Origin of the sequence: Pasteurella pantherarum, from assembly GCF_049670885.1 — a bacterium.
Classification (GTDB): domain Bacteria; phylum Pseudomonadota; class Gammaproteobacteria; order Enterobacterales; family Pasteurellaceae; genus Pasteurella.
In genome coordinates this window covers 1,628,532-1,654,196 of the sequence record NZ_CP187173.1, presented here as the reverse complement: position 1 = coordinate 1,654,196, position 25,665 = coordinate 1,628,532, and the positions used below count along the sequence as shown (strand labels likewise).

General features: G+C 42.2%; 19 protein-coding genes, 3 tRNA genes, 3 rRNA genes and 2 pseudogenes. 24 read left to right on the top strand and 3 right to left on the bottom strand.

Annotated elements, in window-relative coordinates; translation table 11 throughout:
* Positions 1-92: 92 nt before the first annotated feature.
* From ACPEEM_RS07760 to obgE, 4 genes and pseudogenes are all read left to right on the top strand, one after another.
* Positions 93-305 carry a transposase gene (locus ACPEEM_RS07760; RefSeq protein WP_424406538.1) on the top strand — a complete coding sequence of 71 codons (213 nt, stop codon included), beginning with the start codon at positions 93-95 and terminating at the stop codon, positions 303-305.
* On the top strand, positions 305-451 hold the full coding sequence (locus tag ACPEEM_RS07755) for a hypothetical protein (protein WP_424406537.1): 147 nt from the start codon (positions 305-307) through the stop codon (positions 449-451). The genes ACPEEM_RS07760 and ACPEEM_RS07755 overlap by 1 nt, the downstream gene beginning before the upstream one ends.
* Before the next feature lie 191 nt (positions 452-642).
* A pseudogene (locus ACPEEM_RS07750) lies at positions 643-833 on the top strand (IS3 family transposase); the annotation flags it as partial.
* A gap of 46 nt (positions 834-879) precedes the next feature.
* Positions 880-1,011, top strand: a pseudogene (gene obgE / locus ACPEEM_RS07745) (GTPase ObgE); the annotation flags it as partial.
* 390 nt (positions 1,012-1,401) lie between these two features.
* Here obgE and ACPEEM_RS07740 read toward each other — a convergent pair.
* Positions 1,402-1,478 (bottom strand) — tRNA-Met (locus tag ACPEEM_RS07740).
* Positions 1,479-1,713: 235 nt separating this feature from the next.
* On the opposite strand from ACPEEM_RS07740, the gene mltA reads away from it, so the two are divergent.
* The 3 genes from mltA to znuA all read left to right on the top strand — a co-directional run bounded on the left by mltA (position 1,714) and on the right by znuA (position 4,757).
* Complete coding sequence (gene mltA / locus ACPEEM_RS07735; RefSeq protein WP_424406535.1) at positions 1,714-2,814, top strand: murein transglycosylase A; 1,101 nt, start codon at positions 1,714-1,716, stop codon at positions 2,812-2,814.
* On the top strand, positions 2,815-3,576 hold the full coding sequence (tcdA, locus tag ACPEEM_RS07730) for a tRNA cyclic N6-threonylcarbamoyladenosine(37) synthase TcdA (protein ID WP_424401606.1): 762 nt from the start codon (positions 2,815-2,817) through the stop codon (positions 3,574-3,576). It begins immediately after the preceding gene.
* Between the two features lie 146 nt (positions 3,577-3,722).
* Complete coding sequence (gene znuA, locus ACPEEM_RS07725) at positions 3,723-4,757, top strand: zinc ABC transporter substrate-binding protein ZnuA (RefSeq protein WP_424406533.1); 1,035 nt, start codon at positions 3,723-3,725, stop codon at positions 4,755-4,757.
* A 61-nt stretch (positions 4,758-4,818) separates the two neighbouring features.
* Here znuA and ACPEEM_RS07720 read toward each other — a convergent pair whose 3' ends face one another.
* Positions 4,819-6,639: an AMP-dependent synthetase/ligase gene (locus ACPEEM_RS07720; protein ID WP_424406531.1), complete on the bottom strand. Its 1,821-nt coding sequence runs from the start codon at positions 6,637-6,639 to the stop codon at positions 4,819-4,821.
* Positions 6,640-6,890: 251 nt separating this feature from the next.
* Between ACPEEM_RS07720 and ACPEEM_RS07715 the strand changes: the two genes are divergently transcribed.
* Complete coding sequence (locus ACPEEM_RS07715; RefSeq protein ID WP_424401603.1) at positions 6,891-7,022, top strand: entericidin A/B family lipoprotein; 132 nt, start codon at positions 6,891-6,893, stop codon at positions 7,020-7,022.
* A 221-nt stretch (positions 7,023-7,243) separates the two neighbouring features.
* Here ACPEEM_RS07715 and gap read toward each other — a convergent pair whose 3' ends face one another.
* On the bottom strand, positions 7,244-8,248 hold the full coding sequence (gap, locus tag ACPEEM_RS07710; RefSeq protein WP_424401602.1) for a type I glyceraldehyde-3-phosphate dehydrogenase: 1,005 nt from the start codon (positions 8,246-8,248) through the stop codon (positions 7,244-7,246).
* Between the two features lie 246 nt (positions 8,249-8,494).
* On the opposite strand from gap, the gene msrB reads away from it, so the two are divergent.
* The 16 genes from msrB (at position 8,495) to ACPEEM_RS07630 (ending at position 25,657) form a co-directional block, all read left to right on the top strand.
* Positions 8,495-8,887, top strand: coding sequence for a peptide-methionine (R)-S-oxide reductase MsrB (gene msrB, locus ACPEEM_RS07705; RefSeq protein ID WP_424406529.1), 393 nt, complete (start codon positions 8,495-8,497; stop codon positions 8,885-8,887).
* Positions 8,888-8,984: 97 nt separating this feature from the next.
* Entirely contained in the window at positions 8,985-9,611 is a 627-nt protein-coding gene (gmk, locus tag ACPEEM_RS07700; RefSeq protein ID WP_424406527.1) for a guanylate kinase, read from the top strand.
* Between the two features lie 66 nt (positions 9,612-9,677).
* Positions 9,678-9,947 carry a DNA-directed RNA polymerase subunit omega gene (rpoZ, locus tag ACPEEM_RS07695; protein ID WP_424401599.1) on the top strand — a complete coding sequence of 90 codons (270 nt, stop codon included), beginning with the start codon at positions 9,678-9,680 and terminating at the stop codon, positions 9,945-9,947.
* 62 nt (positions 9,948-10,009) lie between these two features.
* Positions 10,010-12,133, top strand: coding sequence for a bifunctional GTP diphosphokinase/guanosine-3',5'-bis pyrophosphate 3'-pyrophosphohydrolase (gene spoT / locus ACPEEM_RS07690; RefSeq protein ID WP_424406525.1), 2,124 nt, complete (start codon positions 10,010-10,012; stop codon positions 12,131-12,133).
* Positions 12,130-14,211 carry an ATP-dependent DNA helicase RecG gene (gene recG, locus ACPEEM_RS07685; protein ID WP_424406523.1) on the top strand — a complete coding sequence of 694 codons (2,082 nt, stop codon included), beginning with the start codon at positions 12,130-12,132 and terminating at the stop codon, positions 14,209-14,211. Before spoT ends, recG begins: the two co-directional genes overlap by 4 nt.
* Positions 14,204-14,716, top strand: coding sequence for a chorismate lyase (locus ACPEEM_RS07680; protein WP_424401596.1), 513 nt, complete (start codon positions 14,204-14,206; stop codon positions 14,714-14,716). The genes recG and ACPEEM_RS07680 overlap by 8 nt, the downstream gene beginning before the upstream one ends.
* Positions 14,713-15,522: a glutamate racemase gene (gene murI, locus ACPEEM_RS07675; RefSeq protein ID WP_424401595.1), complete on the top strand. Its 810-nt coding sequence runs from the start codon at positions 14,713-14,715 to the stop codon at positions 15,520-15,522. Before ACPEEM_RS07680 ends, murI begins: the two co-directional genes overlap by 4 nt.
* Before the next feature lie 344 nt (positions 15,523-15,866).
* A 16S ribosomal RNA gene (locus tag ACPEEM_RS07670) occupies positions 15,867-17,408 on the top strand.
* Positions 17,409-17,491: 83 nt separating this feature from the next.
* A tRNA-Ile gene (locus tag ACPEEM_RS07665) sits at positions 17,492-17,568 on the top strand.
* Between the two features lie 34 nt (positions 17,569-17,602).
* Positions 17,603-17,678, top strand: a tRNA-Ala gene (locus tag ACPEEM_RS07660).
* Between the two features lie 272 nt (positions 17,679-17,950).
* Positions 17,951-20,845 (top strand): 23S ribosomal RNA (locus tag ACPEEM_RS07655).
* A 195-nt stretch (positions 20,846-21,040) separates the two neighbouring features.
* Positions 21,041-21,156: ribosomal RNA gene (gene rrf, locus ACPEEM_RS07650) — 5S ribosomal RNA — on the top strand.
* Together the 16S, 23S and 5S rRNA genes with 2 tRNA genes alongside form the textbook arrangement of a ribosomal RNA operon.
* A 133-nt stretch (positions 21,157-21,289) precedes the next feature.
* The gene (locus ACPEEM_RS07645; RefSeq protein WP_424406521.1) at positions 21,290-21,511 is read left to right on the top strand and encodes a hypothetical protein; all 222 of its coding nucleotides are present in this window, start codon (positions 21,290-21,292) and stop codon (positions 21,509-21,511) included.
* A 435-nt stretch (positions 21,512-21,946) separates the two neighbouring features.
* Entirely contained in the window at positions 21,947-23,149 is a 1,203-nt protein-coding gene (locus ACPEEM_RS07640) for a glycosyltransferase family protein (RefSeq protein ID WP_424406519.1), read from the top strand.
* Positions 23,150-23,179: 30 nt separating this feature from the next.
* Positions 23,180-24,412: a glycosyltransferase gene (locus ACPEEM_RS07635; RefSeq protein ID WP_424406517.1), complete on the top strand. Its 1,233-nt coding sequence runs from the start codon at positions 23,180-23,182 to the stop codon at positions 24,410-24,412.
* 6 nt (positions 24,413-24,418) lie between these two features.
* Positions 24,419-25,657, top strand: coding sequence for a glycosyltransferase family 4 protein (locus ACPEEM_RS07630; protein ID WP_424406515.1), 1,239 nt, complete (start codon positions 24,419-24,421; stop codon positions 25,655-25,657).
* Positions 25,658-25,665: the final 8 nt, after the last annotated feature.

Below are 25,665 nucleotides of genomic sequence, written 5' to 3'. Positions count from 1 at the left end.
AAAACTTATTGAACCTGTTTTAGGTTTATTATATTATTCATGTTGAACCTGAATTAGGTTTTGTATAAACATCTTCAACATAGGAGTAAATTATGGGTTTTTGGGACAGTGTAGGCTCTTTAGCAAAAGGGGCAGTGAATAGCATCAATGAATACAATGCTGAATTTCAGGCTCGTAAAGAAAAAATGGAAGCAAAATCCAATGATGAGTTATGGAGAATAGTAAAAGATGATGGTTTTTTTGGATCATCAAAAGATGATAAGAAAATGGCTTACTATGTATTAAAACAAAGAGGAGAAGTTTAATGTCTGGTTCTATAAAATTGCCACATACTTGCCCTAACTGTGGAGAAACAGCAAAAACAGCACAGGAATTACAAGCAAAGTTTGGATATCGTACAACAAGCCCTAATGTGGCGACGAACCAAAGTTATTGTAAGAAGTGCCGTTAATCTATTGCTCACCGCCATCAAAGCTAGGGAAATACTGATCTGTACCCGAAAGTTGGACTAGCCAATTTAGTAAGGTGCAGATTTTTTATGGCTAAATACAATCAATCTTTCATTACTTGATTAGTATTTTCAGTTGAAGGTTGAAGGGAAAATCCAAACATTGAATCTTATCAGGGAATTAAAATGTGCCGAAGGGAAGTTTCTTGGATAATGGGACTATGGGCAATTTCTTTGAGTATCTGAAAACAGAATGCTATTTTGGCAAGCGGTTGAGAGTGTTACGGAATTTGAAAAACTATTCACGAGTATGTGCTTTATTACAATAATGAACGTATTCAGGTGAAATTAAAAGGTTCTCAGTCTTGTACAATATAGAACCTAGCCGTTGAATGAAATTAGTCTAACTTTTTGGGTGCGGATCAGATACAGAAGTGAAATTCAAATGGGATGACTATCATCAAGCCCAATTGGCAGAACATCAGCTTGATGAAGAAGATGACGATTGGGATGATTGGTCTGAAGAAGATGAAGAGGGTGTGGAGATTATCTACAAGCCTTAATTTTATCTAAAAGTCTAGATCTAAAAGTGCGGTGTGTTTTAAATCAGTTTTGAAATACACCGCACTTTTTTGTTTAATGGGGTAAGGGGATTTATTTAAGGGAGACGACGATTTGGCTTAAACACCAAGCCGTAACCTGTACATTGACAAATAAGGTCAAGGGATTGGCATACTCAAGCATTGAATAATCAAACCTGTCTTTCTATTGTCTTTCTATTTATGTGTTTCTTCCGTCATTTTTCTATTGAATGGGGAATAATACCAAGTGGGTGAGGGCATGTGGTTGAGGTGTGTAAGGGAATAGCAGAAAAAAATAAACCCTCAACAGATTTGGGTGTTGAGGGTTTGTATTTTTCAAAACGCCAGTTTTATACTCACGTTTTTGGAATTTGGTTGCGGGGGCTGGATTTGAACCAACGACCTTCGGGTTATGAGCCCGACGAGCTACCAAGCTGCTCCACCCCGCGTCTGTGAGGGCGTAATATACTCGCTTGAAAATTTATTGCAATAAAAAAATGAAGGTTCTTGTATCGCTTGTTATAAAAATAAGCAATATGCATTCTTTTTAGACGAAATGAGTCTACGGTTTTTCAGTTATCGCTGAATCGTTCTAATAAAAACCTGATTGCGATGCTGTATTTTTTATTGCTTTTCTGATAGCGTATGCTCCTTTAGTCAGCCCTTTATTATTTAGGAAAGAAAATGCAATTTCACTTAAACACCTTTTTAAAATGCACCGCACTTTTGGCGTTGGCATGCCTGAGTGCATGTTCTTCAAAAAATCCCAGCCCATCACGAGTCAATGACAAAGCCGATCCTCAACAATTTGGGGCAATTTATGTAGGGCGTGAATATCAGCAAGCGACCTTAAGCCCAGTGAGTCAAGTTGACAGTGGTGGTGCGGTGATTAACCAAGGGGACTTTTTAACCCAATTGTCGAATATTCGTAATTATTCAGCAAAGTTGACGAATCAATTTGATCATCATTATATGAAAGTGACCAATTGGGTGTTAGCAGGCGGTGAACTGAAAAAATTGGCAGAGTTTGGGATTCAGCCACAACGGATGAAGGGATTTGATGGGTATCAGAATGTGTTGATGACAGGTTACTATTCTCCAGTCATCCATGCACGCCGTACACAACAAGGCAAATATAATCAACCGATTTATGCGTTACCGAAACAAAAGCGTGTGAGCCGTGCACAAGTGTATGCAGGTGCATTAGCGAAGAAAGGATTAGAGTTAGCCTATAGCGACTCCATGTTAGATAACTTCTTATTAGGCGTGCAAGGCAGTGGCTATGTGGATTTTGGCGAGGGAAATTTGAATTATTTTGCGTATGCAGGGCAAAATGGTTTCCCTTATACCAGCGTGGGGCGTTTATTAGTGGAAGACGGTGAAATTGCCAAAGAGAAAATGTCCATTCAGGCAATTCGTGATTGGGCGAAAGCCAATCCTTCTCGCTTACAAGCTTTGCTAGAACGCAATGAATCTTATGTTTATTTTAAAAATGATCCTTATGGCAAAGTAAAAGGGGCGGCGGGCGTGCCACTTGTGCCGATGGCGTCCCTTGCCGCCGATCGTAATGTGATCCCTTTGGGAAGTTTGTTATTGGTGGAAGTGCCACAAATGGATAAACAAGGAAATTGGACGGGAGAACATAAATTGCATTTGATGGTGGCATTAGATGTTGGTGGTGCGGTGAAAGGGCATCACTTTGATTTATACCGTGGCATTGGCGATGAAGCAGGGCATATTGCAGGGTTGTCAAAACATTATGGACGGGTGTGGGTATTACAATAGATGGAACGAAAAGATAATTACGAACAACGTTTTGGGGGAATTGGGCGGCTTTATGGCACAGAAGGGCTTGCACGTTTAAGACAAGCACATATTTGTGTGATTGGCATTGGCGGTGTGGGGTCATGGTGTGTGGAAGCTTTGGCTCGTTCTGGTGTGGGTAAGCTGACGTTAATTGATATGGATGATATTTGTGTGACCAATATCAATCGTCAGATTCATGCCCTTTCTGGCAATATTGGGCAGCTTAAAACGGAAGTCATGAAAGAACGGGTGGAACGGATTAATCCTGAATGCGATGTGAAAATTATTGATGACTTTATTTCCTGTGAAAATTTAGCCGATTATTTATTGCCAGATTATGATTATGTGATTGATGCCATTGATAGTGTGAAAACCAAAGCGGCATTAATTGCTTATTGTAAACGGCATAAAATTAAGATCATTAGTGTAGGTGGGGCTGGTGGACAAACCGATCCGACCCAAATTCAAATCACGGATTTAAGTAAAACCATCCAAGATCCGCTTTTAGCAAAAGTGCGGTCTGTTTTACGCAAAGAATACCAGTTTAGCCAAAATCCAAAACGAAAATTTGGGATTGACTGTGTTTTTTCAACGCAACCTTTAATTTTCCCTAAAATGGCGGAAAACTGTGAGGTATCGGCAACCATGAATTGTGCTAATGGCTTTGGGGCGGCGACAATGATTACCGCAACCTTTGGATTTTTTGCGGTTTCTCGTGTGATTGATAAGCTGTTACGTTAAAGCCAATAAGGCAAGGAAGAGGCGAACAGGGTTCGCCTTTTTTGAAGAAAACTTATTTTTTATCTAAAAAAAAGATAGCAATTCCATATAAAAAAGAGTAGGCTAACTTCACATTTTTATTATATTTTGACATGAAGGAAAAGAATATGGCACGTTTAACTCATCTCTTAAAAAAAACGGCATTGGCTGCAACCGTCGCGTCTTTAGCAAGTATGGCGAATGCCAATATTGTCACTTCGATCAAACCACTTGGCTTTATTGCTTCCTCTATCGCAGAGGGTGTCACACAAACTGATGTGTTAGTGCCAGCAGGTGCCTCGCCACATGATTACAGTTTAAAACCATCGGATATTCAAAAAGTGAAAGCCGCTGAATTGGTGCTTTGGGTGGGGGAAGATATTGATGCGTTTCTCTCAAAAACATTAGATACCATGCCAGAGAAAAAACTATTGCGTATTGCCACTTTCCCAGGCGTGAGCAATTTACTTGAAGGTGAAGCTCACGATCATGACCATAAACATGATCACGACCACAAACACGATCATGACCATAAGCATGATCACGACCACAAACACGATCATGACCACAAACACGATCATGACCACAAACATGATCACGAGCATAAACATGATCATGACCATCATGGTCACCATCATCATGATCACAGCACAAACTGGCACGTTTGGTATTCACCAGAAATCAGTAAAATTGCGGCTTCACAGTTGGCGGCACGTTTAACCGAGCTTTATCCTGCTCAAAAAGATAAAATTGCTCAAAACTTGGCAGAATTTAACCGCACTTTGGCTGAGCAAAGTGAGAAAATTAAGCAACAACTTGCCCCAGTGAAAGAAAAAGGTTTCTATGTTTTCCATGATGCCTATAGTTATTTCAATAATGCCTATGGCTTAAAACAAACAGGCTATTTCACGATTAATCCATTGGTTGCACCAGGTGCGAAAACCTTAGCGAAAATTAAAGAAGAAATTCAAGAACATAAAGTGAGTTGCTTATTTGCAGAACCACAGTTCACACCGAAAGTGATCGAAGGTTTGAGCAAAGGCACTGGTGTTCATGTAGGGCGTTTAGATCCGATGGGGGATGCGGTGAAATTAGGCGTAAATTCCTATGCGAATTTCTTACAATATACTGCTGACAGCTATTATTCTTGCTTAAGCAAATAAAGTGCGGTCATTTTTGACAAAAGATTGAGGGCTTCAATATGAAGCCCTTTGTTTATGTGAATTAGTCTTTTTTATGAGTGTATTCTTTATACATCGCCTCAATTTGTGCTTTGTAACGTTCTAAAATCACCTTACGACGGAGTTTTAGGGTTGGTGTGATTTCTTCCATTTTGGTGGTAAAAGCTTGGGGCAATAAGGTGAATTTTTTAATTTGCTCAAAGCTTGGCAATTCTTTTTGTAATTCATTAATACGTTGTTCAAACATTTGGATAATTTCAGAATGTTTAATTAATTCCAAACGATCATGGTATTTAATGTTTAACTGCTTAGCGTATTCCTCAAGGCTATTAAAACAAGGTACAATCAGGGCGGAAACATATTTTTTTGCATCGGCAATGACGGCAATTTGTTCAATAAATTTATCTTTCCCTACTTTGGTTTCAATATATTGAGGGGCGATATATTTGCCATTTGAGGTTTTCATCAGCTCTTTAATGCGGTCAGTAATGTACAAATTACCATTCGCATCAAATTCCCCCGCATCACCCGTTTTAAGGAAGCCATCTTCGGTAAAACATTCTGCGGTTTCTACGGGTTTTTTATAATAGCCACGCATCACCATGCCACCACGCACCAGAATTTCGTTATTTTCCCCAATTTTGACTTCTGCCCCCGGCATTAATGTGCCGATTGAATTGGGTTCAAAATGCCCTTCTTCCCAGCAGGACACCGTGGCAGTGGTTTCTGTCATGCCATAACCTAATTTGATATTAATGCCAATGCTATGGAAGAAAAGCCCAATGGTGGGTTCTAGTTTTGCTCCACCACATGGCATCATTTTAATTCTGCCACCAAGTAATTTACGCAACTTAGCCAGCACCAGTTTATCTGCTAAACGGTATTGTTTACGCAAGAGAAAAGGAATGGCTTTTTTCTGGGCAATGAGGTCAAAACGTTTTCTGCCCACTGAAATCGCCCAATTAAACATCACTCGACGTAAAAATGGGGCTTTTTGGACTTTATCCCAAACTGCGGTATAGATTTTTTCATAAAAACGTGGGACTGCACACATTAAGGTTGGACGCACCTCTGCCAGTGCTTCACGTATTTGATTTGTGTCTTCCAAATAGCAGTTTACGGCACCACGATGCAAGACATAGGCAATCCATGCACGCTCGAAAATATGCGAGAACGGCAAGAAAGACAGGGAAATATCATATTGATTCACATTTAAGGTGGTAAAGGCGTTATCGTGAGCCTGTAATTGATGGGCTAAGTTGGCATAATCAAGCATCACACCTTTCGGTTCACCTGTTGTGCCTGAGGTATAAATCAGCGTGAAAAGATCGTCTAAACGTTTGTGTGCAAGGCGAGTGTGTAGCAACTCTGTTTGCTGAGTCTCGCCTTCGGCAATGAAATCTTGCCAATGGCACGCTTTGGGTTGATTTTGTAAGTCAATGCTGTCTTTCATCGCCACAATTTTTTCTAATTGTGGACAGTTGTCTAAAATTTCTAGCGTACAGTTGTACTCTGCTTGATCGCCAACAAAGACGATTTTGACATCGGCATTATTGAGAATATATTCCACTTGTTTTGCGGCACTGGTGGCATAAATGGGGACGACAATCGCTCGTGTTTGCATGGTGCCAATATCCGCAATGGTCCAACGTGGCATATTATGAGCAAAGATCGCAATTTTTTCCTGAACTTCGATGTGATTGGCTAATAAAGCATAAGAAAAACGATCAATTTCATGCTGAAATTGTTGCCAGCTCATATCTTGCCAACCAGAATGCGTTTGGAAACGCAAAGCGGGTTCATTGGATAAAAGCGAGGCTTGTTCACGTATGCGATTAACAAAGTGTAAGTTCAAATTTGTCATGGTGTCCTTGATTTATTATAGTCAGTTTAAACCGTCTTAGCTTACACTTGTTAGCTAAAATAGACTAGTGATTTTTATCAAAATGTGTCGATGGTTTGGGCAAGGGTGGGGCGATTTTAATAAGGTTTAACGTCACGCACTGCTTTTGTGGAAGATTTAACATTTTGTATTTTGTTTAAGATGGTATAGTATGAAGAGGAGTTCTTATTTTAAGAGCTTAATCTTATGTTGATAAAAACAGGAGCTTATAAATGAAAAAAATCACTGCTATTTTCTTATCCGTAGCATTTGCTTTCGCTTTAACAGCTTGTGAAACCACCAAAGGTGTGGGTAAAGATATTCAAAAAGCAGGTGCAAAATTAGAGCAAGCGGCAAGTAAATAATTCATAGGCGTAGTATTAGCATAAAGCCTTACGCAGGCGAAAGAGTAATCAAGCTTGCGTAATATCACGAGAAATGAAAAGTGGGAACGATGTTGGGTCCCACTTTTTCTATTTATGAGACTTAAAACGGTGTAATGGACAAATATGTGGGATTTTGTCCATTACAGCAAAAAATAAGCCCCTTGTTTTCACAAGAGGCTGAGCATTAATTAAGTTAAAACTTATGCTTTGTAGTTGTAGATGTGAGCAACTAAGTCTAATACTTTGTTTGAGTAACCAGTTTCGTTATCATACCAAGAAACTAATTTCACGAAGCTATCTGTTAATGCGATACCAGCAGCAGCATCGAAGATAGATGTGAATTCACAGCCATTGAAGTCTGTAGAAACAACGGCATCTTCAGTGTAGCCTAATACACCTTTCATTTCATTTTCAGAAGCACGTTTGATTTCTGCACAGATTTCAGCATAAGTTGCAGGTTTTTCTAAGTTAACAGTTAAGTCAACAACAGATACGTTTGGTGTAGGAACACGGAAAGCCATACCTGTTAATTTACCGTTTAATGCAGGGATAACTTTACCTACTGCTTTTGCCGCACCAGTTGATGATGGGATGATGTTTTGTGCCGCACCACGACCACCACGCCAGTCTTTTAATGATGGACCATCAACGGTTTTTTGTGTTGCAGTTGTTGCGTGAACAGTTGTCATTAAACCGTCTTTGATACCAAATTTGTCGTTGATGACTTTTGCTAATGGTGCTAAGCAGTTTGTTGTACAAGATGCATTAGATACGATATCTTGACCTGCATATGAATCAAAGTTTACACCGCTTACAAACATTGGGGTTGCATCTTTAGATGGACCAGTTAAAACCACTTTTTTCGCACCAGCAGTGATGTGTTTACGTGCTGTTGCATCATCTAAGAATAAACCTGTTGCTTCAACGGCGATGTCTACACCGATTTCGTCCCATTTTAAGTTAGCTGGGTCACGCTCAGCAGTCACACGGATAGTTTTACCGTTTACGATTAAGTTGCCATCTTTTACTTCAACAGTACCATCGAAACGGCCATGAGTTGAATCATATTTAAGCATATAAGCCATATATTCAACATTGATTAAGTCGTTGATACCGACTACTTCGATGTCATCACGATGTTGTGCAGCACGGAATACGATACGACCGATACGGCCAAAGCCGTTGATACCAATTTTAATTGCCATAAGATTTTCACCTATATTAAAGTTAAACAAAATTGTTACATAGAACAAAAATGGAGTGCTTCACTTTTGTTTTTTGTCGCCAAGGATTATAGCACGGTTTTTTTTTAGTTGTGTAACTGGGCGACAAGTAAAACAATAACAGATTAAGTTTTTGTGATCTATGTCAAAATAATAAAATCTCAAACTTGTGTAATTTTTTTCTGTTTTTTAAAACAGAGGGTAAGCTTATTTTTATGAGGAAGCAAAATGAAAAAAAGGGAAGAAATGACAGATATTCAGGTGCATGTTTGTTTAAACCAAGGTACAGAATACCCGTTTACAGGAAGGTTATTGGAACAACACAAAAAAGGGTTATACCGTTGTCTGGTTTGCCATTCGCCGTTATTTGTGTCGGATACAAAATTTGACGCAGGCTGTGGCTGGCCAAGTTTTTTTGAGGCGGTTTCACCCGATGCTATTCGTTATTTAGACGATTACAAGTTACCGCAGCCTCGTGTAGAAATTCGTTGTGGGCAATGTGATTCCCATTTGGGGCATGTGTTTAAGGATGGTCCGCCACCTACGGGATTACGTTATTGTGTTAATTCGGTTTCAATGGTCTTTGAAGATGCGGAAACGGGGGAAATGACGGAAGGCTAAACTTTTCAAAAAAGCACCGCACTTTTGTTATTTTTAGCTGATTTTCTGTGGATTTATCGGCATAATAGCGAACATCTTTCATTATAGGGAATAGGCTATGCCACAAGGTAATTTATACATTATTTCTGCTCCAAGTGGTGCGGGAAAATCTTCATTAATTTCTGCATTATTAGAGCAACCTCAAAACAATAAAATGATGGTGTCGGTGTCGCATACTACTCGAGCACCGCGTCAAGGTGAGAAAGAGGGCGTACATTATTATTTCGTGTCTGTGGAGACGTTTGAATCCTTGATTGAACAAGATTTATTTTTAGAGTATGCAAAAGTGTTTGGCGGGAATTATTATGGGACATCCTTGCCTGCTATTGAGGAAAATTTAGCCAAAGGCATTGATGTTTTTTTAGATATCGACTGGCAAGGGGCACAACAAATTCGACAAAAAGTGTCTAATGTGAAAAGTATTTTTATTTTGCCTCCTTCTTTGGCTGAATTAGAACGTCGTTTAATCGGTCGAGGGCAAGACAGCAAAGAGGTTATTGCTACTCGCATGGCGAAAGCAATAGATGAAATTTCACATTACAATGAATACGATTATGTGATCGTAAACGATGTGTTTGAGCAAGCACTGGCGGATTTACTGGCGATTTTACATGCCGAGCGTTTAACTCAGGCTTATCAGCAAAAACAAAATCATGCGTTGATTGAACAATTACTAGCAAAATAGACCGCACTTTAGTATCATATCACCCCTTTTTAACATTTTTTTGACTAATAAGAGATGGAGTAATATATGGCTCGTGTCACAGTACAAGATGCGGTAGAGAAAATTGGTAACCGTTTTGATTTAATTTTAACCGCAGCACGTCGTGCAAGACAATTACAGTTACATATTCGTGAACCTTTAGTCCCTGAAGATAATGACAAGCCAACGGTTATTGCATTGCGTGAAATTGAAAAAGGCTTAATCAATAACGATATCATGAATGCCCAAGAGCGTTATGAAGCCTTAGAAAAAGAAAACGCTGAACTACACGCAGTGTCTTTATTATCTAATCAGTAAAAGTGCGGTCATTTTTCGTCAAGTTTTCATTCATTCTTTTTTTTAAATAAGTCAGGTGTCTCTTGTATCTTTTTGAAAGTTTAAATCGCATTATTGAGGCGTATCTTCCGCCAGAACAGATTGAACTAGTCAAACGTGCATATGTGATCGCTCGTGATGCACATGAGGGGCAGTCTCGTTCAAGTGGTGAGCCTTATATTACCCACCCTGTTGCGGTGGCTTCCATTATTGCAGAAATGCGTTTGGATCATGAAGCCGTGATGGCGGCGTTGCTACACGATGTGATTGAAGATACCCCCTATACTGAAGCCCAATTAGAAGCAGAATTTGGTGCCAGTGTGGCTGAAATTGTGGAAGGCGTGTCAAAACTCGATAAATTAAAATTCCGTACTCGTAAAGAGGCCGCCGCAGAAAACTTCCGAAAAATGATTTTGGCGATGACACGAGATATTCGTGTTGTTTTAATTAAACTCGCCGACAGAACTCACAATATGCGTACGCTGGGAGCCCTTCGCCCAGATAAACGCCGTCGTATTGCCAAAGAAACCCTTGAAATTTATAGCCCACTTGCTCATCGTCTAGGTATTGAACATATCAAAAATGAGTTAGAAGATCTGGGTTTTGAAGCCATGCACCCACAACGCTATGCGGTATTGCAAAAAGTTGTACAAGTGGCTCGTGGTAACCGTAAGGATATGATCCAGCGGATCACCAATGAAATCAAAGGACGTCTGGAAGATGTGGGTATTCAAGCCCGTGTTTTTGGACGAGAAAAACACCTTTACGCCATTTATCAAAAAATGAAACTGAAAGATCAGCAGTTTCATTCCATTATGGATATTTATGCTTTCCGTGCAGTGGTAAAAGATATTGACACTTGCTACCGTGTGTTGGGGCAAATGCACAATTTATATAAACCACGACCAGGTCGAGTGAAAGATTATATTGCGGTGCCTAAAGCTAATGGATATCAATCCTTACATACTTCTATGATTGGCCCGCACGGGGTGCCTGTTGAAGTCCAAATTCGTACGGAAGAAATGGATCAAATGGCAGAAATGGGCGTGGCTGCACATTGGGCGTATAAAGAAGGTGGAAAAAATGACAGCACCACGGTACAAATTCGTGCACAACGTTGGCTACAAAGTTTAATTGAATTACAACAAAGTGTTGGGAATTCCTTTGAATTTATCGAAAGTGTGAAATCTGAATTTTTCCCTAAAGAAATTTATGTGTTCACGCCAAAAGGCCGAATTGTGGAATTACCTGTTGGTGCCACCCCTGTGGATTTTGCTTATGCGGTGCATACGGATATTGGTCATTGTTGTATTGCCGCCAATGTGGATCGCAAGTCCTATCCACTCTCGCAAGCACTGACATCGGGGCAAACCGTTGATATTATTACATTACCAAATTCTCAGCCGAGTGCAGGTTGGTTAAATTTTGTGGTTACCGCAAAAGCCCGTACAAATATTCGTAGCTTCTTGAAAAATTTACGTGGTGGCGAGGCGATTGCTTTAGGTAAGCGTCAGTTAGGGCGTGCTTTAGCCCCAACCAAAATTGAAGAACTTGATCAAGAAAAAGTACAAAATCTTTTAACTGAGCTGAAATTAGAAAGTTTTGATCAGTTATTAATGGAAATTGGTTTAGGCAATCAGATGAGTGCTGTCATTGCCTATCGCTTATTAGGTGAGGCAATTGAAATTGATACCGATGGCGATGAAAGCAATAATAAACATCCATTAGAAATTAAAAATACAGGTGGGCTGTTAACCACCTTTGCACAATGCTGTCACCCTATTCCTGGCGATCCTATTGTGGCATATACTAGCTCGGGTAAAGGCTTAGTGATTCACCATGAATGTTGCTCAAATATCAGAAACTGGAAGGAAAATCCAGAACATTACATGCCCGTGGAATGGGAACAAAGTGATAACATGATTGATTTTGAGGCAGAATTGCGTATTGAAATGATCAATCAGCATGGGGCATTACCAAATTTAACCACGATGATTTCTTCTTTGGGAAGCAATATTCAAAGCATTTGGACTGAAGAGCAAGAAGGGCGTTTATATCAAATTGTCGTATTATTAACAGTGACAGATACAAAACATCTTGCCAATATTATCCGTAAAATTAAAACACTTCCCGGTTTTGTAAATATTGAACGCAACATCAATCAATGACCATACAATTCCTTGATGCAGTTCCCTTAACCACACTTTCAGGTGTAGGGGCTGCGATTTCCGACAAACTTGCACGGATTGGCATTTTCAATCTCCAAGACTTGTTATTTCATTTACCTATCCGTTATGAAGATCGTACCAGAATTACCCCCATCGCCGATCTTCGTCCTGAATCTTATGCGACGATTGAAGGTATCGTGCAAACCTGTGAAGTGCAGTTTGGCAAACGCCCGATGCTGATGGTTTCCCTGTCGGACGGCTCGTCTAAGATTATGCTCCGCTTTTTTAACTTTAATGCGGGAATGAAAAATAGTCTTCAAGCGGGAACAAGAGTCAAAGCCTTTGGTGAGATTAAACGTGGTCGCTTTATGGCGGAAATTCATCATCCAGAATATCAAATCATTCGAGATAATGCCCCGCTCATGTTAGAAGAAACGCTTACGCCGATTTATTCCACCACAGAAGGGCTGAAACAAAATTCATTACGCAAACTCACCGACCAAGCTTTAGCGGTACTAGAGAATATGCAAATTGCAGAAATTTTGCCTTATGAATTTAATCCTCACCCTTTTAGTTTAAAAGAGGCGGTTCGTTTTTTACATCGCCCACCGCCAGATGTCTCGTTAGCCGCATTAGAAAAAGGTCAACATCCCGCACAACAACGCCTGATTTTTGAAGAACTTTTAGCACATAATCTTGCTATGCAAAAAGTGCGGGTCGGTACGCAACAATTTTCTGCTTATGCTTTAGCTTATCAAACAGATTTGAAGCAACGCTTTTTAGCTCAATTAACTTTCCAACCCACTCATGCCCAAAAACGTGTTACGCAAGAGATTGAACGTGATTTAGCCAATCCTTTTCCCATGATGCGTTTAGTGCAAGGTGATGTGGGATCGGGCAAAACTTTGGTTGCTGCATTAGCGGCATTACTTGCGATTGATAACGGGAAACAAGTGGCGTTAATGGCACCAACTGAAATTTTAGCGGAACAACATGCAACAAATTTCCGACGTTGGCTGGAACCACTCGGCATTCAAGTGGGCTGGTTAGCTGGCAAAGTGAAAGGTAAGGCTCGTCAAACGGAACTGGAAAATATTCAGTCAGGAAAGGTTCAAATGGTCGTGGGGACACATGCTTTATTCCAAGAAGATGTTGAATTTGCGGATTTGGCACTCGTGATCGTAGATGAGCAGCATCGTTTTGGCGTGCATCAACGTTTAATGTTACGAGAAAAAGGTAAGCAGGCAAATAGCTACCCACATCAACTTATTATGACAGCAACGCCAATTCCACGCACTTTGGCAATGACGGTGTATGCGGATTTAGACACCTCCATTATTGATGAACTTCCACCAGGACGAACCCCCATTACCACGGTAGTCATTTCTGAAGAACGACGTGCCGAAGTGATTGCAAGAGTGAATCATGCCTGTATTCATGAAAAACGCCAAGCGTATTGGGTTTGTACGTTGATTGATGAATCGGAAGTGTTGGAAGCACAAGCTGCAGAAGCCATTGCGGAAGATCTTCGTAAAATTCTACCGCACTTACGTATCGGCTTGGTACATGGACGGATGAAACCGAATGAAAAACAAGAGATTATGCAAAGCTTCAAACAGGCAGAAATTGATCTATTAGTTGCCACCACGGTGATTGAAGTGGGCGTGGATGTGCCAAATGCCAGCTTAATGATTATTGAAAATGCGGAACGTTTAGGCTTATCACAACTGCATCAATTACGTGGACGCGTTGGGCGAGGAACAACAGCATCTTTTTGTGTCTTGATGTATAAGCCACCGTTAGGCAAAATTTCGCAGAAACGTTTACAAGTGCTCAGGGAAACGCAAGATGGTTTTGTCATTTCTGAAAAAGATTTAGATATTCGGGGGCCTGGTGAAGTGCTTGGCACGAAACAAACGGGCATGGCTGAATTTAAAGTCGCCAACTTAATGCGAGATCGAAAAATGATTCCTATGGTGCAGCATTATGCACGTCGTTTGATCGTTGAACAGCCTGCGGTGGCTGAAAAATTAATTCAGCGTTGGATTCATCAACGGGAGATGTATACCCATGTCTAATTATTCCGAATGCTTGCAACAGGCAGAGTGGGTTAACACAACGAACATGCCATCTTCGCAGTCGATTGGTCATTGGTTAACCTTATCCACATCTTTAACCAAGCAACTCATCACACATTTTGGTGAAATAAAGGTTTGCGTGCTTGCAGAATACTGGGTAGATGAGCTGATAGAAAATGAACAGCAATTTTTTCCAAAACAAGAAAATCGGCTGTGGTGTCGAGAAGTGATACTCAAACATCAAGCACAGCCTCTTATTTTCGCACGAACCCTGATTCCAGTTTCGCTAGTTAACCAACATCGTGAATTACAACAGTTAGGCGAACGACCTTTAGGGGAATGGTTATTTATGTGCCCTGATCGCATTAGAACAAAACTCGAATGGACACAAGATAACGCAACAGGGCTTTATGCTCGTCGTGCATTAATGCAAATTGGGCAAGAAAGCATGATGGTGGCGGAATTATTTTTAACGCCACAAATTTTTACGAGAACAATCACATGAATCATTTATCACAACCCACCATTTTGTTTTTTGATTCAGGCATGGGCGGGTTAAGTGTTTATAAAGAAACTAAGCAACTCTTGCCTCATTGTCACTATCTTTATTGTTTTGATAATGCTTTCTTTCCTTATTCAGAAAAAAGTGAAGAGGAAATTATTCAGCGAACGCTTAAAATTTGTCAAAAAATCGACCGCACTTTTCCTTTAGACCTGATCGTCATTGCTTGTAATACCGCAAGCACCGTTGTGTTACCCGCCTTGCGAGCACATTTCCGAATTCCCATTGTCGGCACGGTACCAGCCATTAAACCGGCGGCAGAATGTTCTGAAACAAAACATATCGGTCTATTGGCAACAAAGGGAACCGTGAAAAGAGCCTATGTTGCCGATTTAATTGAACGATATGCACAACATTGCACGGTAGAAAAATTAGGCACGACAAAATTGGTTGAAATAGCCGAACAAAAACTACATGGAAAAGGTGTGGATTTCATTGCCTTAAAGAAAGAACTCGCACCTTGGGAAGAGATGACAACCTTAGATACAGTGGTATTAGGCTGCACCCATTTCCCGTTAATTAAAGAGGAAATTGAATGTTGCCTACCACAAGTCCACTTTTTTATTGATTCTGGTCGAGCGATTGCTTTACGAGTGAAAGACTTATTGTCTCAAATTGAAGTGCGGTCTAAACATATAGAGAAAAATCTGATTTTCTGCACCCAATTTTTTGATGACCAAGCACAATTTCAGAAAGTCATCCATTTTTGGGGCTTCGAACAATTTAGCCAACTCAGCATAACCGACTAAAAACAAAGCAAAATCGTGCTAAATGCCAAGCGTGATGTTTAAAAAAATATCAATTAATAAAAAAAGTGAAAAAAATTTCAAAAAGGGGTTGCAAAGGGTTTTAAATTCCCTATAATACGCCCCACACAACGACGCGACGTTGTAAACGAATGAGATACACATCGCGTCGTTATTTTTTGTTCTTTAACAATCTAACAGACAATCTGTGTGGGCACTTGTTGATTGATTTCATTTAGAAAAGATTTTTAAAATTGAAGTCTTAATAGGTGCTTAAACTGAAAATTCATTATACTTATGAAGTAAATGTAAACTTTAGCTAAGCAGTTTATTGAGCGATTGAACTTGAATTGAAGAGTTTGATCATGGCTCAGATTGAACGCTGGCGGCAGGCTTAACACATGCAAGTCGAACGGTAACAGGGAGAAAGCTTGCTTTCTTTGCTGACGAGTGGCGGACGGGTGAGTAATGCTTGGGAATCTGGCTTATGGAGGGGGATAACTGTGGGAAACTGCAGCTAATACCGCGTAATCTCTGAGGAGTAAAGGGTGGGACCTTTTGGCCACCTGCCATAAGATGAGCCCAAGTGGGATTAGGTAGTTGGTGGGGTAAAGGCCTACCAAGCCGACGATCTCTAGCTGGTCTGAGAGGATGACCAGCCACACTGGAACTGAGACACGGTCCAGACTCCTACGGGAGGCAGCAGTGGGGAATATTGCGCAATGGGGGGAACCCTGACGCAGCCATGCCGCGTGAATGAAGAAGGCCTTCGGGTTGTAAAGTTCTTTCGGTAATGAGGAAGGGATGCTATTTAATAGATGGCATCATTGACGTTAATTACAGAAGAAGCACCGGCTAACTCCGTGCCAGCAGCCGCGGTAATACGGAGGGTGCGAGCGTTAATCGGAATAACTGGGCGTAAAGGGCACGCAGGCGGACTTTTAAGTGAGATGTGAAATCCCCGAGCTTAACTTGGGAACTGCATTTCAGACTGGGAGTCTAGAGTACTTTAGGGAGGGGTAGAATTCCACGTGTAGCGGTGAAATGCGTAGAGATGTGGAGGAATACCGAAGGCGAAGGCAGCCCCTTGGGAATGTACTGACGCTCATGTGCGAAAGCGTGGGGAGCAAACAGGATTAGATACCCTGGTAGTCCACGCTGTAAACGCTGTCGATTTGGGGATTGGGCTTTAAGCTTGGTGCCCGAAGCTAACGTGATAAATCGACCGCCTGGGGAGTACGGCCGCAAGGTTAAAACTCAAATGAATTGACGGGGGCCCGCACAAGCGGTGGAGCATGTGGTTTAATTCGATGCAACGCGAAGAACCTTACCTACTCTTGACATCCAAAGAATCCTGTAGAGATACGGGAGTGCCTTCGGGAGCTTTGAGACAGGTGCTGCATGGCTGTCGTCAGCTCGTGTTGTGAAATGTTGGGTTAAGTCCCGCAACGAGCGCAACCCTTATCCTTTGTTGCCAGCGATCCGGTCGGGAACTCAAAGGAGACTGCCAGTGACAAACTGGAGGAAGGTGGGGATGACGTCAAGTCATCATGGCCCTTACGAGTAGGGCTACACACGTGCTACAATGGTGCATACAGAGGGCGGCGAGACGGCGACGTTGAGCGAATCTCAGAAAGTGCATCTAAGTCCGGATTGGAGTCTGCAACTCGACTCCATGAAGTCGGAATCGCTAGTAATCGCAAATCAGAATGTTGCGGTGAATACGTTCCCGGGCCTTGTACACACCGCCCGTCACACCATGGGAGTGGGTTGTACCAGAAGTAGATAGCTTAACCTTCGGGAGGGCGTTTACCACGGTATGATTCATGACTGGGGTGAAGTCGTAACAAGGTAACCGTAGGGGAACCTGCGGTTGGATCACCTCCTTAACCGAAAATGGAACGACTGCAAGTGTTCACACAGATTGTTTAGTTGGATTGTATGAATTGAGAGAACAAAGAAAGCATCCTACGGGTCTGTAGCTCAGGTGGTTAGAGCGCACCCCTGATAAGGGTGAGGTCGGTGGTTCAAGTCCACTCAGACCCACCACTCATATGAGTGAGGACGTAGGAGCGATGATGCTGGGGATATAGCTCAGCTGGGAGAGCGCCTGCCTTGCACGCAGGAGGTCAGCGGTTCGATCCCGCTTATCTCCACCAAACATCATTGCTAAGTATTTTGCGTTGACTGAATAAAAGTTGATGGATAAGGAAAAGAGTACTTAGCAATGATGAGCGAAAAATGGCGAAGCCATTTTGATTTGTCTTTATTGTTCTTTAAAAAATTGGAAACAAGCTGAAAAACTGAAGAGATTTTCGAAAGAAAGTCTGAGTAGAAAAAATCTTGCATGAAAAAAGGCATGCAAGTGTTTAGTGTCTAAACAGCAACATCAGGTAAGTATGCGTTTGTATAAGAATACTTGAGGTTGTATGGTTAAGTGACTAAGCGTACAGGGCGGATGCCTTGGCAATCAGAGGCGAAGAAGGACGTGCTAATCTGCGAAAAGCTTGGATGAGTCGATAAGAGGCGTTTAATCCAAGATATCCGAATGGGGAAACCCAGTAGATGAAGAATCTACTATCTCTTGCTGAATACATAGGCAAGAGAGGCGAACCGGGAGAACTGAAACATCTAAGTACCCCGAGGAAAAGAAATCAACCGAGATTCTGTAAGTAGCGGCGAGCGAAAGCGGAAGAGCCAGTAAGTTTTAGCGATGGTATTAGAGGAATTGGCTGGGAAGCCAAATCAAAGAGGGTGATAATCCCGTACTCGAAAATGTTATTGTGGAACTAAGCTTACGATAAGTAGGGCGGGACACGAGAAATCCTGTTTGAAGATGGGGGGACCATCCTCCAAGGCTAAATACTCCTGATTGACCGATAGTGAACCAGTACTGTGAAGGAAAGGCGAAAAGAACCCCGGTGAGGGGAGTGAAATAGAACCTGAAACCCTGTACGTACAAGCAGTGGGAGCCCGAAAGGGTGACTGCGTACCTTTTGTATAATGGGTCAGCGACTTATATTTTGTAGCGAGGTTAACTGAATAAGGGAGCCGAAGGGAAACCGAGTCTTAACTGGGCGTTGAGTTGCAAGGTATAGACCCGAAACCCGGTGATCTAGCCATGGGCAGGTTGAAGGTTGGGTAACACTAACTGGAGGACCGAACCGACTAATGTTGAAAAATTAGCGGATGACTTGTGGCTGGGGGTGAAAGGCCAATCAAACCGGGAGATAGCTGGTTCTCCCCGAAATCTATTTAGGTAGAGCCTTGAGCGGACACCTTCGGGGGTAGAGCACTGTTTCGGCTAGGGGTCCATCCCGGATTACCAACCCGATGCAAACTGCGAATACCGAAGAGTGATACTCAGGAGACACACGGCGGGTGCTAACGTTCGTCGTGGAGAGGGAAACAACCCAGACCGCCAGCTAAGGTCCCCAAGTCTATATTAAGTGGGAAACGAAGTGGGAAGGCTTAGACAGCTAGGATGTTGGCTTAGAAGCAGCCATCATTTAAAGAAAGCGTAATAGCTCACTAGTCGAGTCGGCCTGCGCGGAAGATGTAACGGGGCTCAAATATAGCACCGAAGCTGCGGCATCAGATGTAAATCTGTTGGGTAGGGGAGCGTTGTGTAAGTCGATGAAGGTGAATTGAGAAGTTTGCTGGAGATATCACAAGTGCGAATGCTGACATAAGTAACGATAAAACGAGTGAAAAACTCGTTCGCCGGAAGACCAAGGGTTCCTGTCCAACGTTAATCGGGGCAGGGTGAGTCGGCCCCTAAGGCGAGGCTGAAAAGCGTAGTCGATGGGAAACGGGTTAATATTCCCGTACTTGGATAAACTGCGATGTGGGGACGGAGAAGGTTAGGTTAGCAGACTGTTGGATGTCTGTTTAAGGCGGTAGGTGGAAGACTTAGGCAAATCCGGGTCTTCATAACACTGAGAACTGATGACGAGGTGCTACGGCACTGAAGTAACTGATACCACGCTTCCAGGAAAAGCCACTAAGCTTCAGGTTTATCTAAACCGTACTGAAAACCGACACAGGTGGTCAGGTAGAGAATACTCAGGCGCTTGAGAGAACTCGGGTGAAGGAACTAGGCAAAATAGCACCGTAACTTCGGGAGAAGGTGCGCTTACGGTAATTGTAGGAGTAAACCTCTGAAGGTGAAGTAAGTCGAAGATACCAGCTGGCTGCAACTGTTTATTAAAAACACAGCACTCTGCAAACACGAAAGTGGACGTATAGGGTGTGATGCCTGCCCGGTGCTGGAAGGTTAATTGATGGTGTTATCGAAAGAGAAGCTCCTGATCGAAGCCCCAGTAAACGGCGGCCGTAACTATAACGGTCCTAAGGTAGCGAAATTCCTTGTCGGGTAAGTTCCGACCTGCACGAATGGCATAATGATGGCCAGGCTGTCTCCACCCGAGACTCAGTGAAATTGAAATCGCCGTGAAGATGCGGTGTACCCGCGGCTAGACGGAAAGACCCCGTGAACCTTTACTATAGCTTGACACTGAACATTGAATTTTGATGTGTAGGATAGGTGGGAGGCTTTGAAGCAGTGACGCCAGTCATTGTGGAGCCATCCTTGAAATACCACCCTTTAACGTTTGATGTTCTAACGAAGACCCTGAAACGGGGTCTCGGACAGTGTCTGGTGGGTAGTTTGACTGGGGCGGTCTCCTCCCAAAGCGTAACGGAGGAGCACGAAGGTTTGCTAATGACGGTCGGACATCGTCAGGTTAGTGCAATGGTATAAGCAAGCTTAACTGCGAGACAGACAAGTCGAGCAGGTGCGAAAGCAGGTCATAGTGATCCGGTGGTTCTGAATGGAAGGGCCATCGCTCAACGGATAAAAGGTACTCCGGGGATAACAGGCTGATACCGCCCAAGAGTTCATATCGACGGCGGTGTTTGGCACCTCGATGTCGGCTCATCACATCCTGGGGCTGAAGTAGGTCCCAAGGGTATGGCTGTTCGCCATTTAAAGTGGTACGCGAGCTGGGTTTAGAACGTCGTGAGACAGTTCGGTCCCTATCTGCCGTGGGCGTTGGATGATTGATTGGGGCTGCTCCTAGTACGAGAGGACCGGAGTGGACGCATCACTGGTGTTCCAGTTGTCTCGCCAGAGGCATTGCTGGGTAGCTAAATGCGGAAGAGATAAGTGCTGAAAGCATCTAAGCACGAAACTTGCCAAGAGATGAGTCATCCCTGACTTAAAGTCAGTAAGGGTTGTTGTAGACTACGACGTAGATAGGTTGGGTGTGTAAGTGTAGTGATACATTGAGCTAACCAATACTAATTGCCCGAGAGGCTTAACCATACAACGCTCAAGTATTTTTGGGTGTTGATGCTAAATGAAGTGATATGAAGACGAGAAGCGGAGACGCGGAAAGTAAGTAGAAGAGCTCAGATAGACAGCTTGTTTCGAATTAAGGTGCGAGAGCGAAGAAAGCACCAAAGCACAGAATAAAGAACAGAAGAATAGAGAAGACAAGAGAAGACATCAACCGAATATCTTGGCGGCGATAGTGCAGTGGACCCACCTAAATCCATGCCGAACTTAGAAGTGAAACGCTGTAACGCCGATGGTAGTGTGGGGTTTCCCCATGTGAGAGTAGGACACCGCCAGGTCTGAATAAAGAGAAACCTCAAGTAGCGATACTTGGGGTTTTTGTTTTGGGGAAAATAAATAGGAAAAAGAAGTAAAAAAGAAGTAAAAAAGAAGGAAAAAAGAAGGAAAAAAGTAAAAAGGAAATAGAAAATCATGCAGAAGCAGAAGCAGAAGCAGAAGCAGAAGCAGAAGCAGAAGCAGAAGCAGAAGCAGAAGCAGAAGCAGAAGCAGAAGCAGAAGCAGAAGCAGAAGCAGAAGCAGAAGCAGAAGCAGAAGCAGAAGCAGAAGCAGAAGCAGAAGCAGAAGCAGAAGCAGAAGCAGAAGCAGAAGCAGAAGCAGAAGCAGAAGCAGAAGCAGAAGCAGAAGCAGAAATAGAAACTGTAGCAAAAACAAGGAAAAATCAGGAAAAGAAAGCAAGCCAAAGAGAAATAAAGAGAATCAGAGAAATAAAGAGAAACAAAAAGGAATAAAAATACCAACAGTTACCCCCTATATTCCCCATATCCAACCCATACCTCCCCACACTCAGTTGAATAAAACTTTCTTAAAATCGCCCGCACTTTTACACCCCAAATGAAGGATTTTATCTTCCACAGTTTAGGTTTTTTATCATTTATATTGACTGCTTATAAGAAGAGTATTTCATATGATTATATATTTCTAGGAATTGTATGTTATTTGATCTGCATTCGGGTTTATAATAGACATAATTTATTTTTTTCTTTTTGATAGTATTTATCAAAAGAAATTTTTTATTTTCATTTTTGGAATGTAGATTTTATTTATTTAGGAATATGAGAGACAGTTATTATGGTGAAAAACATATTAGCTAAACGTGGTGTATCTCCTTCACCTCGAATTGCATTTTATTCTCATGACACTATGGGATTAGGTCATATTCGAAGGAATATGTTATTAGCTCAATCGGTACTGCAAGCTTGCCCAGAGGCAGAGGTTTTACTGCTTTCGGGGGTAAGGGAGTCAGGGGCATTTAAGTTGCCAAAAGGTGCTGATACGGTGACAATGCCAAGCTATTTTAAAACATCAGAAGGAAAGTATATTCCGAGCTCCTTAGGGAATGATATTGATAGGTTGGTTGAGGTTCGTCGACAGATCATTTATTCCACATTAGATTTGTTTGAACCTGATATTGTGATCATTGATAACGTTCCTCGTGGTGCGATGAATGAGTTAGACACAATATTGCCTGTTTTAGCCAGCCGTGGTGCACACATTGTCCTTGGATTGCGTGATATTATTGACGAACCTGAGGTTGTGCGTGAACAATGGAAAAAACTGAAGAATTTAGAAATCATTCGGTTGTATTTTGATAGTATTTGGGTATATGGCGACCCACATTTATTTGATTTAGCCAAAGAATATGCTCTTGATGAGGATATTCGTGAGAAATTACGCTATGTTGGTTATCTCGATCAAACCCGTCGTATGGAAGTGCAAGGCTTAGATACGGTGATTTCATCAAGCGTTGAAACCCCTTATGCATTATGTGTTGTTGGCGGGGGGCAAGACGGTTTCCAATTAGCAAAAACATTTATGCAAGCTGAATTACCCACAGGTTGGAATGGTTTGCTTATCACTGGTGCACTGATGCCAGAACATCAACGTAAACAAATTCACGATATGATCGCACTTCGTCCAGAAATTCATGTTGTTGACTTTGTTGCTGAACCCCTCAAATTGATGCAAGACGCTGAATGCATCATTTCAATGGGTGGATATAATACGGTAACGGAAATTTTATCTTTTAATGAACCGGCATTAATTGTCCCCCGAATTACCCCAAGAAAAGAACAATGGATACGTGCCTCTCGTTTAGCCGAGATGGGTATTGTCGATTGTTTACATCCCAATTTGCTAACCCCAGAATCCCTTTCTTCATGGATGAGAGGGAATAAGAAGCAACTCAATGCTAGAGATGTATTACGTTTTAACGGACTAGATAATGTTGTGGAACAAGTTCAATCTATTCTGAATACATTAATAACAGATTGATTTATTAAAATTTTCTACTGTGGAGCTACCATGGAAAAAACGACTTTAAGTGAATTAAAGCCGATGTATATTGGCTATGTGTTAAAACGTTATCCCCGTTTTTCTGAAACCTTTGTGGTCAATGAAATTTTGGCACATGAACGAGCCGGCACGAGAATTGATATTTTTGCATTAGGTCCTGTGATGGAAACCCATTTTCAAGATGGGATTTCTCAGGTTCGTGGGCCAGTAACTCGGTTTGTGGATAAACAACGCAACACAGAAAGCTTTTGGGAATTACTCAATCAAGGATTTGCCCAGCTCCCCCATTTTGCAGAGAAACTTGCGATGGCAAAAGGTACGGTGCATGAAATTGGGCAAAGTATTTTACTTGCATTAGCCATTAAACAGCGTGGTATTCAACATTTGCACGCACATTTTGGTACGCAAGCTACAACAGTGGCAAGGCAGGCGGCAATTTTTGCGGAGATTACTTATACCTTTACGGCACATGCAAAAGATATTTATTACCAATATGAGAAATCCACGGAGTTAGGTTTGAAAATGCGAGATTCATCGGGAACGGTGACGGTTTCAGACTATAACCTGACCTATTTGCAACAGCAATACGGTGACGATGCCAAAAGTGCGGTACGAATTTACAACGGAATGGATTTAAATAAATTTCCATACCAACCATTTGGGGGAAGAGATCGCCACATTCTTGCCGTAGGTCGCTTGGTGCCTAAAAAAGGATTCAGCGTGTTGTTAGAGGCATTGGCTATTTTAAAACAACGTGGGATTGCCATGTCTTGTACTTTAGTTGGTGATGGTGGGTTAAGAGAGGCATTACAAGCACAGATAAATACGCTTGGTATAGCCGATGTGGTCAACATGGTGGGGGCGATGCCACAACCAGACATTATTCAGTTGATGAAGTCGGCGACCATGATGATTGCCCCATGTGTGATCAGTGAAGATGGCGATCGAGATGGCTTGCCAACGGTCTTGCTTGAATCAATGGCATTGGGTACCCCAGTCATTTCGACACAAGTGGCAGGCATTCCCGAGCTTGTTCAAGATGAAGTGACAGGTTTATGTGTGCCGCCTAATGATCCTCATGCGTTATCGGCGGCAATCGAACGTTTATTCGATAAGCCAGCGTTATGTCATCAGCTTTCATTAAATGCACGAGCATTGATTGAGCGTGAATATGATGAAGACAAAAATGCCGCATTATTACGTCAATTATTTCAAGATGTCATCAAAGTCGGATGTCAATGAAACCTTATGTTAATCAATAACCGTCAGTTACAACTTAAAGGGGAAGTTATGCGAGTTGCGTATATTTGTGCAGATCCTGGGATTCCTGTCTTTGGCACGAAAGGGGCCTCTGTTCATGTTCAAGAAGTGATTAAAGGCATGTGTCAACGTGGGTTAGACGTCGTCTTATTTGCCCAACGCTTAGGCGGAGAAGCACCTGAGGCATTGAAAGATGTGGAAGTTCATCTTTTACCTGCTTTATCTCATGAAAGTGCAACCGATCGAGCATTATCGGCATTAGCCGCAAATGAGGTGGTTGAAAAGCTTTTACATGCATCAGGACCGTTTGATCTTATCTATGAGCGTTATTCGTTATGGAGCTACGCAGGCATGGGGTTTGCGAAAAAACACGGCTGTGTTGGTATGTTAGAAGTGAATGCCCCCTTAATTGAAGAACAGAAAAAACATCGTGAATTGCCGTTAGAAGAGGAAGCTCAAAAGGTGGCAGAAAACGTCTTTGCTAATGCGGATGCGATGATCGCAGTTTCTCCAGGCGTGAAAGCGTATCTAGAAACCTTTGAACAAGCCGAAGGGCGAATTTATGTGATTGCGAATGGGGTTAATCTTGATCGTTTTAGTTTAGCCGCACAACAAAATGCAGCACGTATGAACAATGCTGTGGCACAAGGGAAAATTGAACACCCAACCATAGGCTTTTTAGGAACGTTAAAACCTTGGCATGGGGTGTCTGTATTGGTCCAAGCTTGGGGATTATTACGCAAACAAGGGCATTTTGCTCGATTGTTAATTGTGGGAGATGGGCCTGAACATGACAATTTACGCCAAGACATTGAACAATTAGGGTTGCTTGATGACGTTTGCTTTACAGGGGCGGTGTTACCTGAAAATGTTCCTGATTGGTTAGCCAAAATGGATATTGCTGTGGCACCTTATCCCACAATGGAACACTTCTATTTTTCCCCTTTAAAAATTTATGAATATATGGCGGCAGGTTTACCTGTTATTGCGACACGGGTTGGGCATTTAGCTAGCGTGATTGAGGATAATCAAAACGGGATATTAGTTTCACCTGATAGCCCACAACACCTTGCCGAGGCTATGGCTGAGTTATTGGCTTGTCCTGCTAAAGCCCAGCAATTGGGCAGCATGGCAAGACGTACCGCAGAAAAGCAGCATAGCTGGTTGTCGGTGGTGGATCGTGTATTAGCGATTGCAAAATCATGTCAAAGTCATCACAAGACGTAAATGAAGAA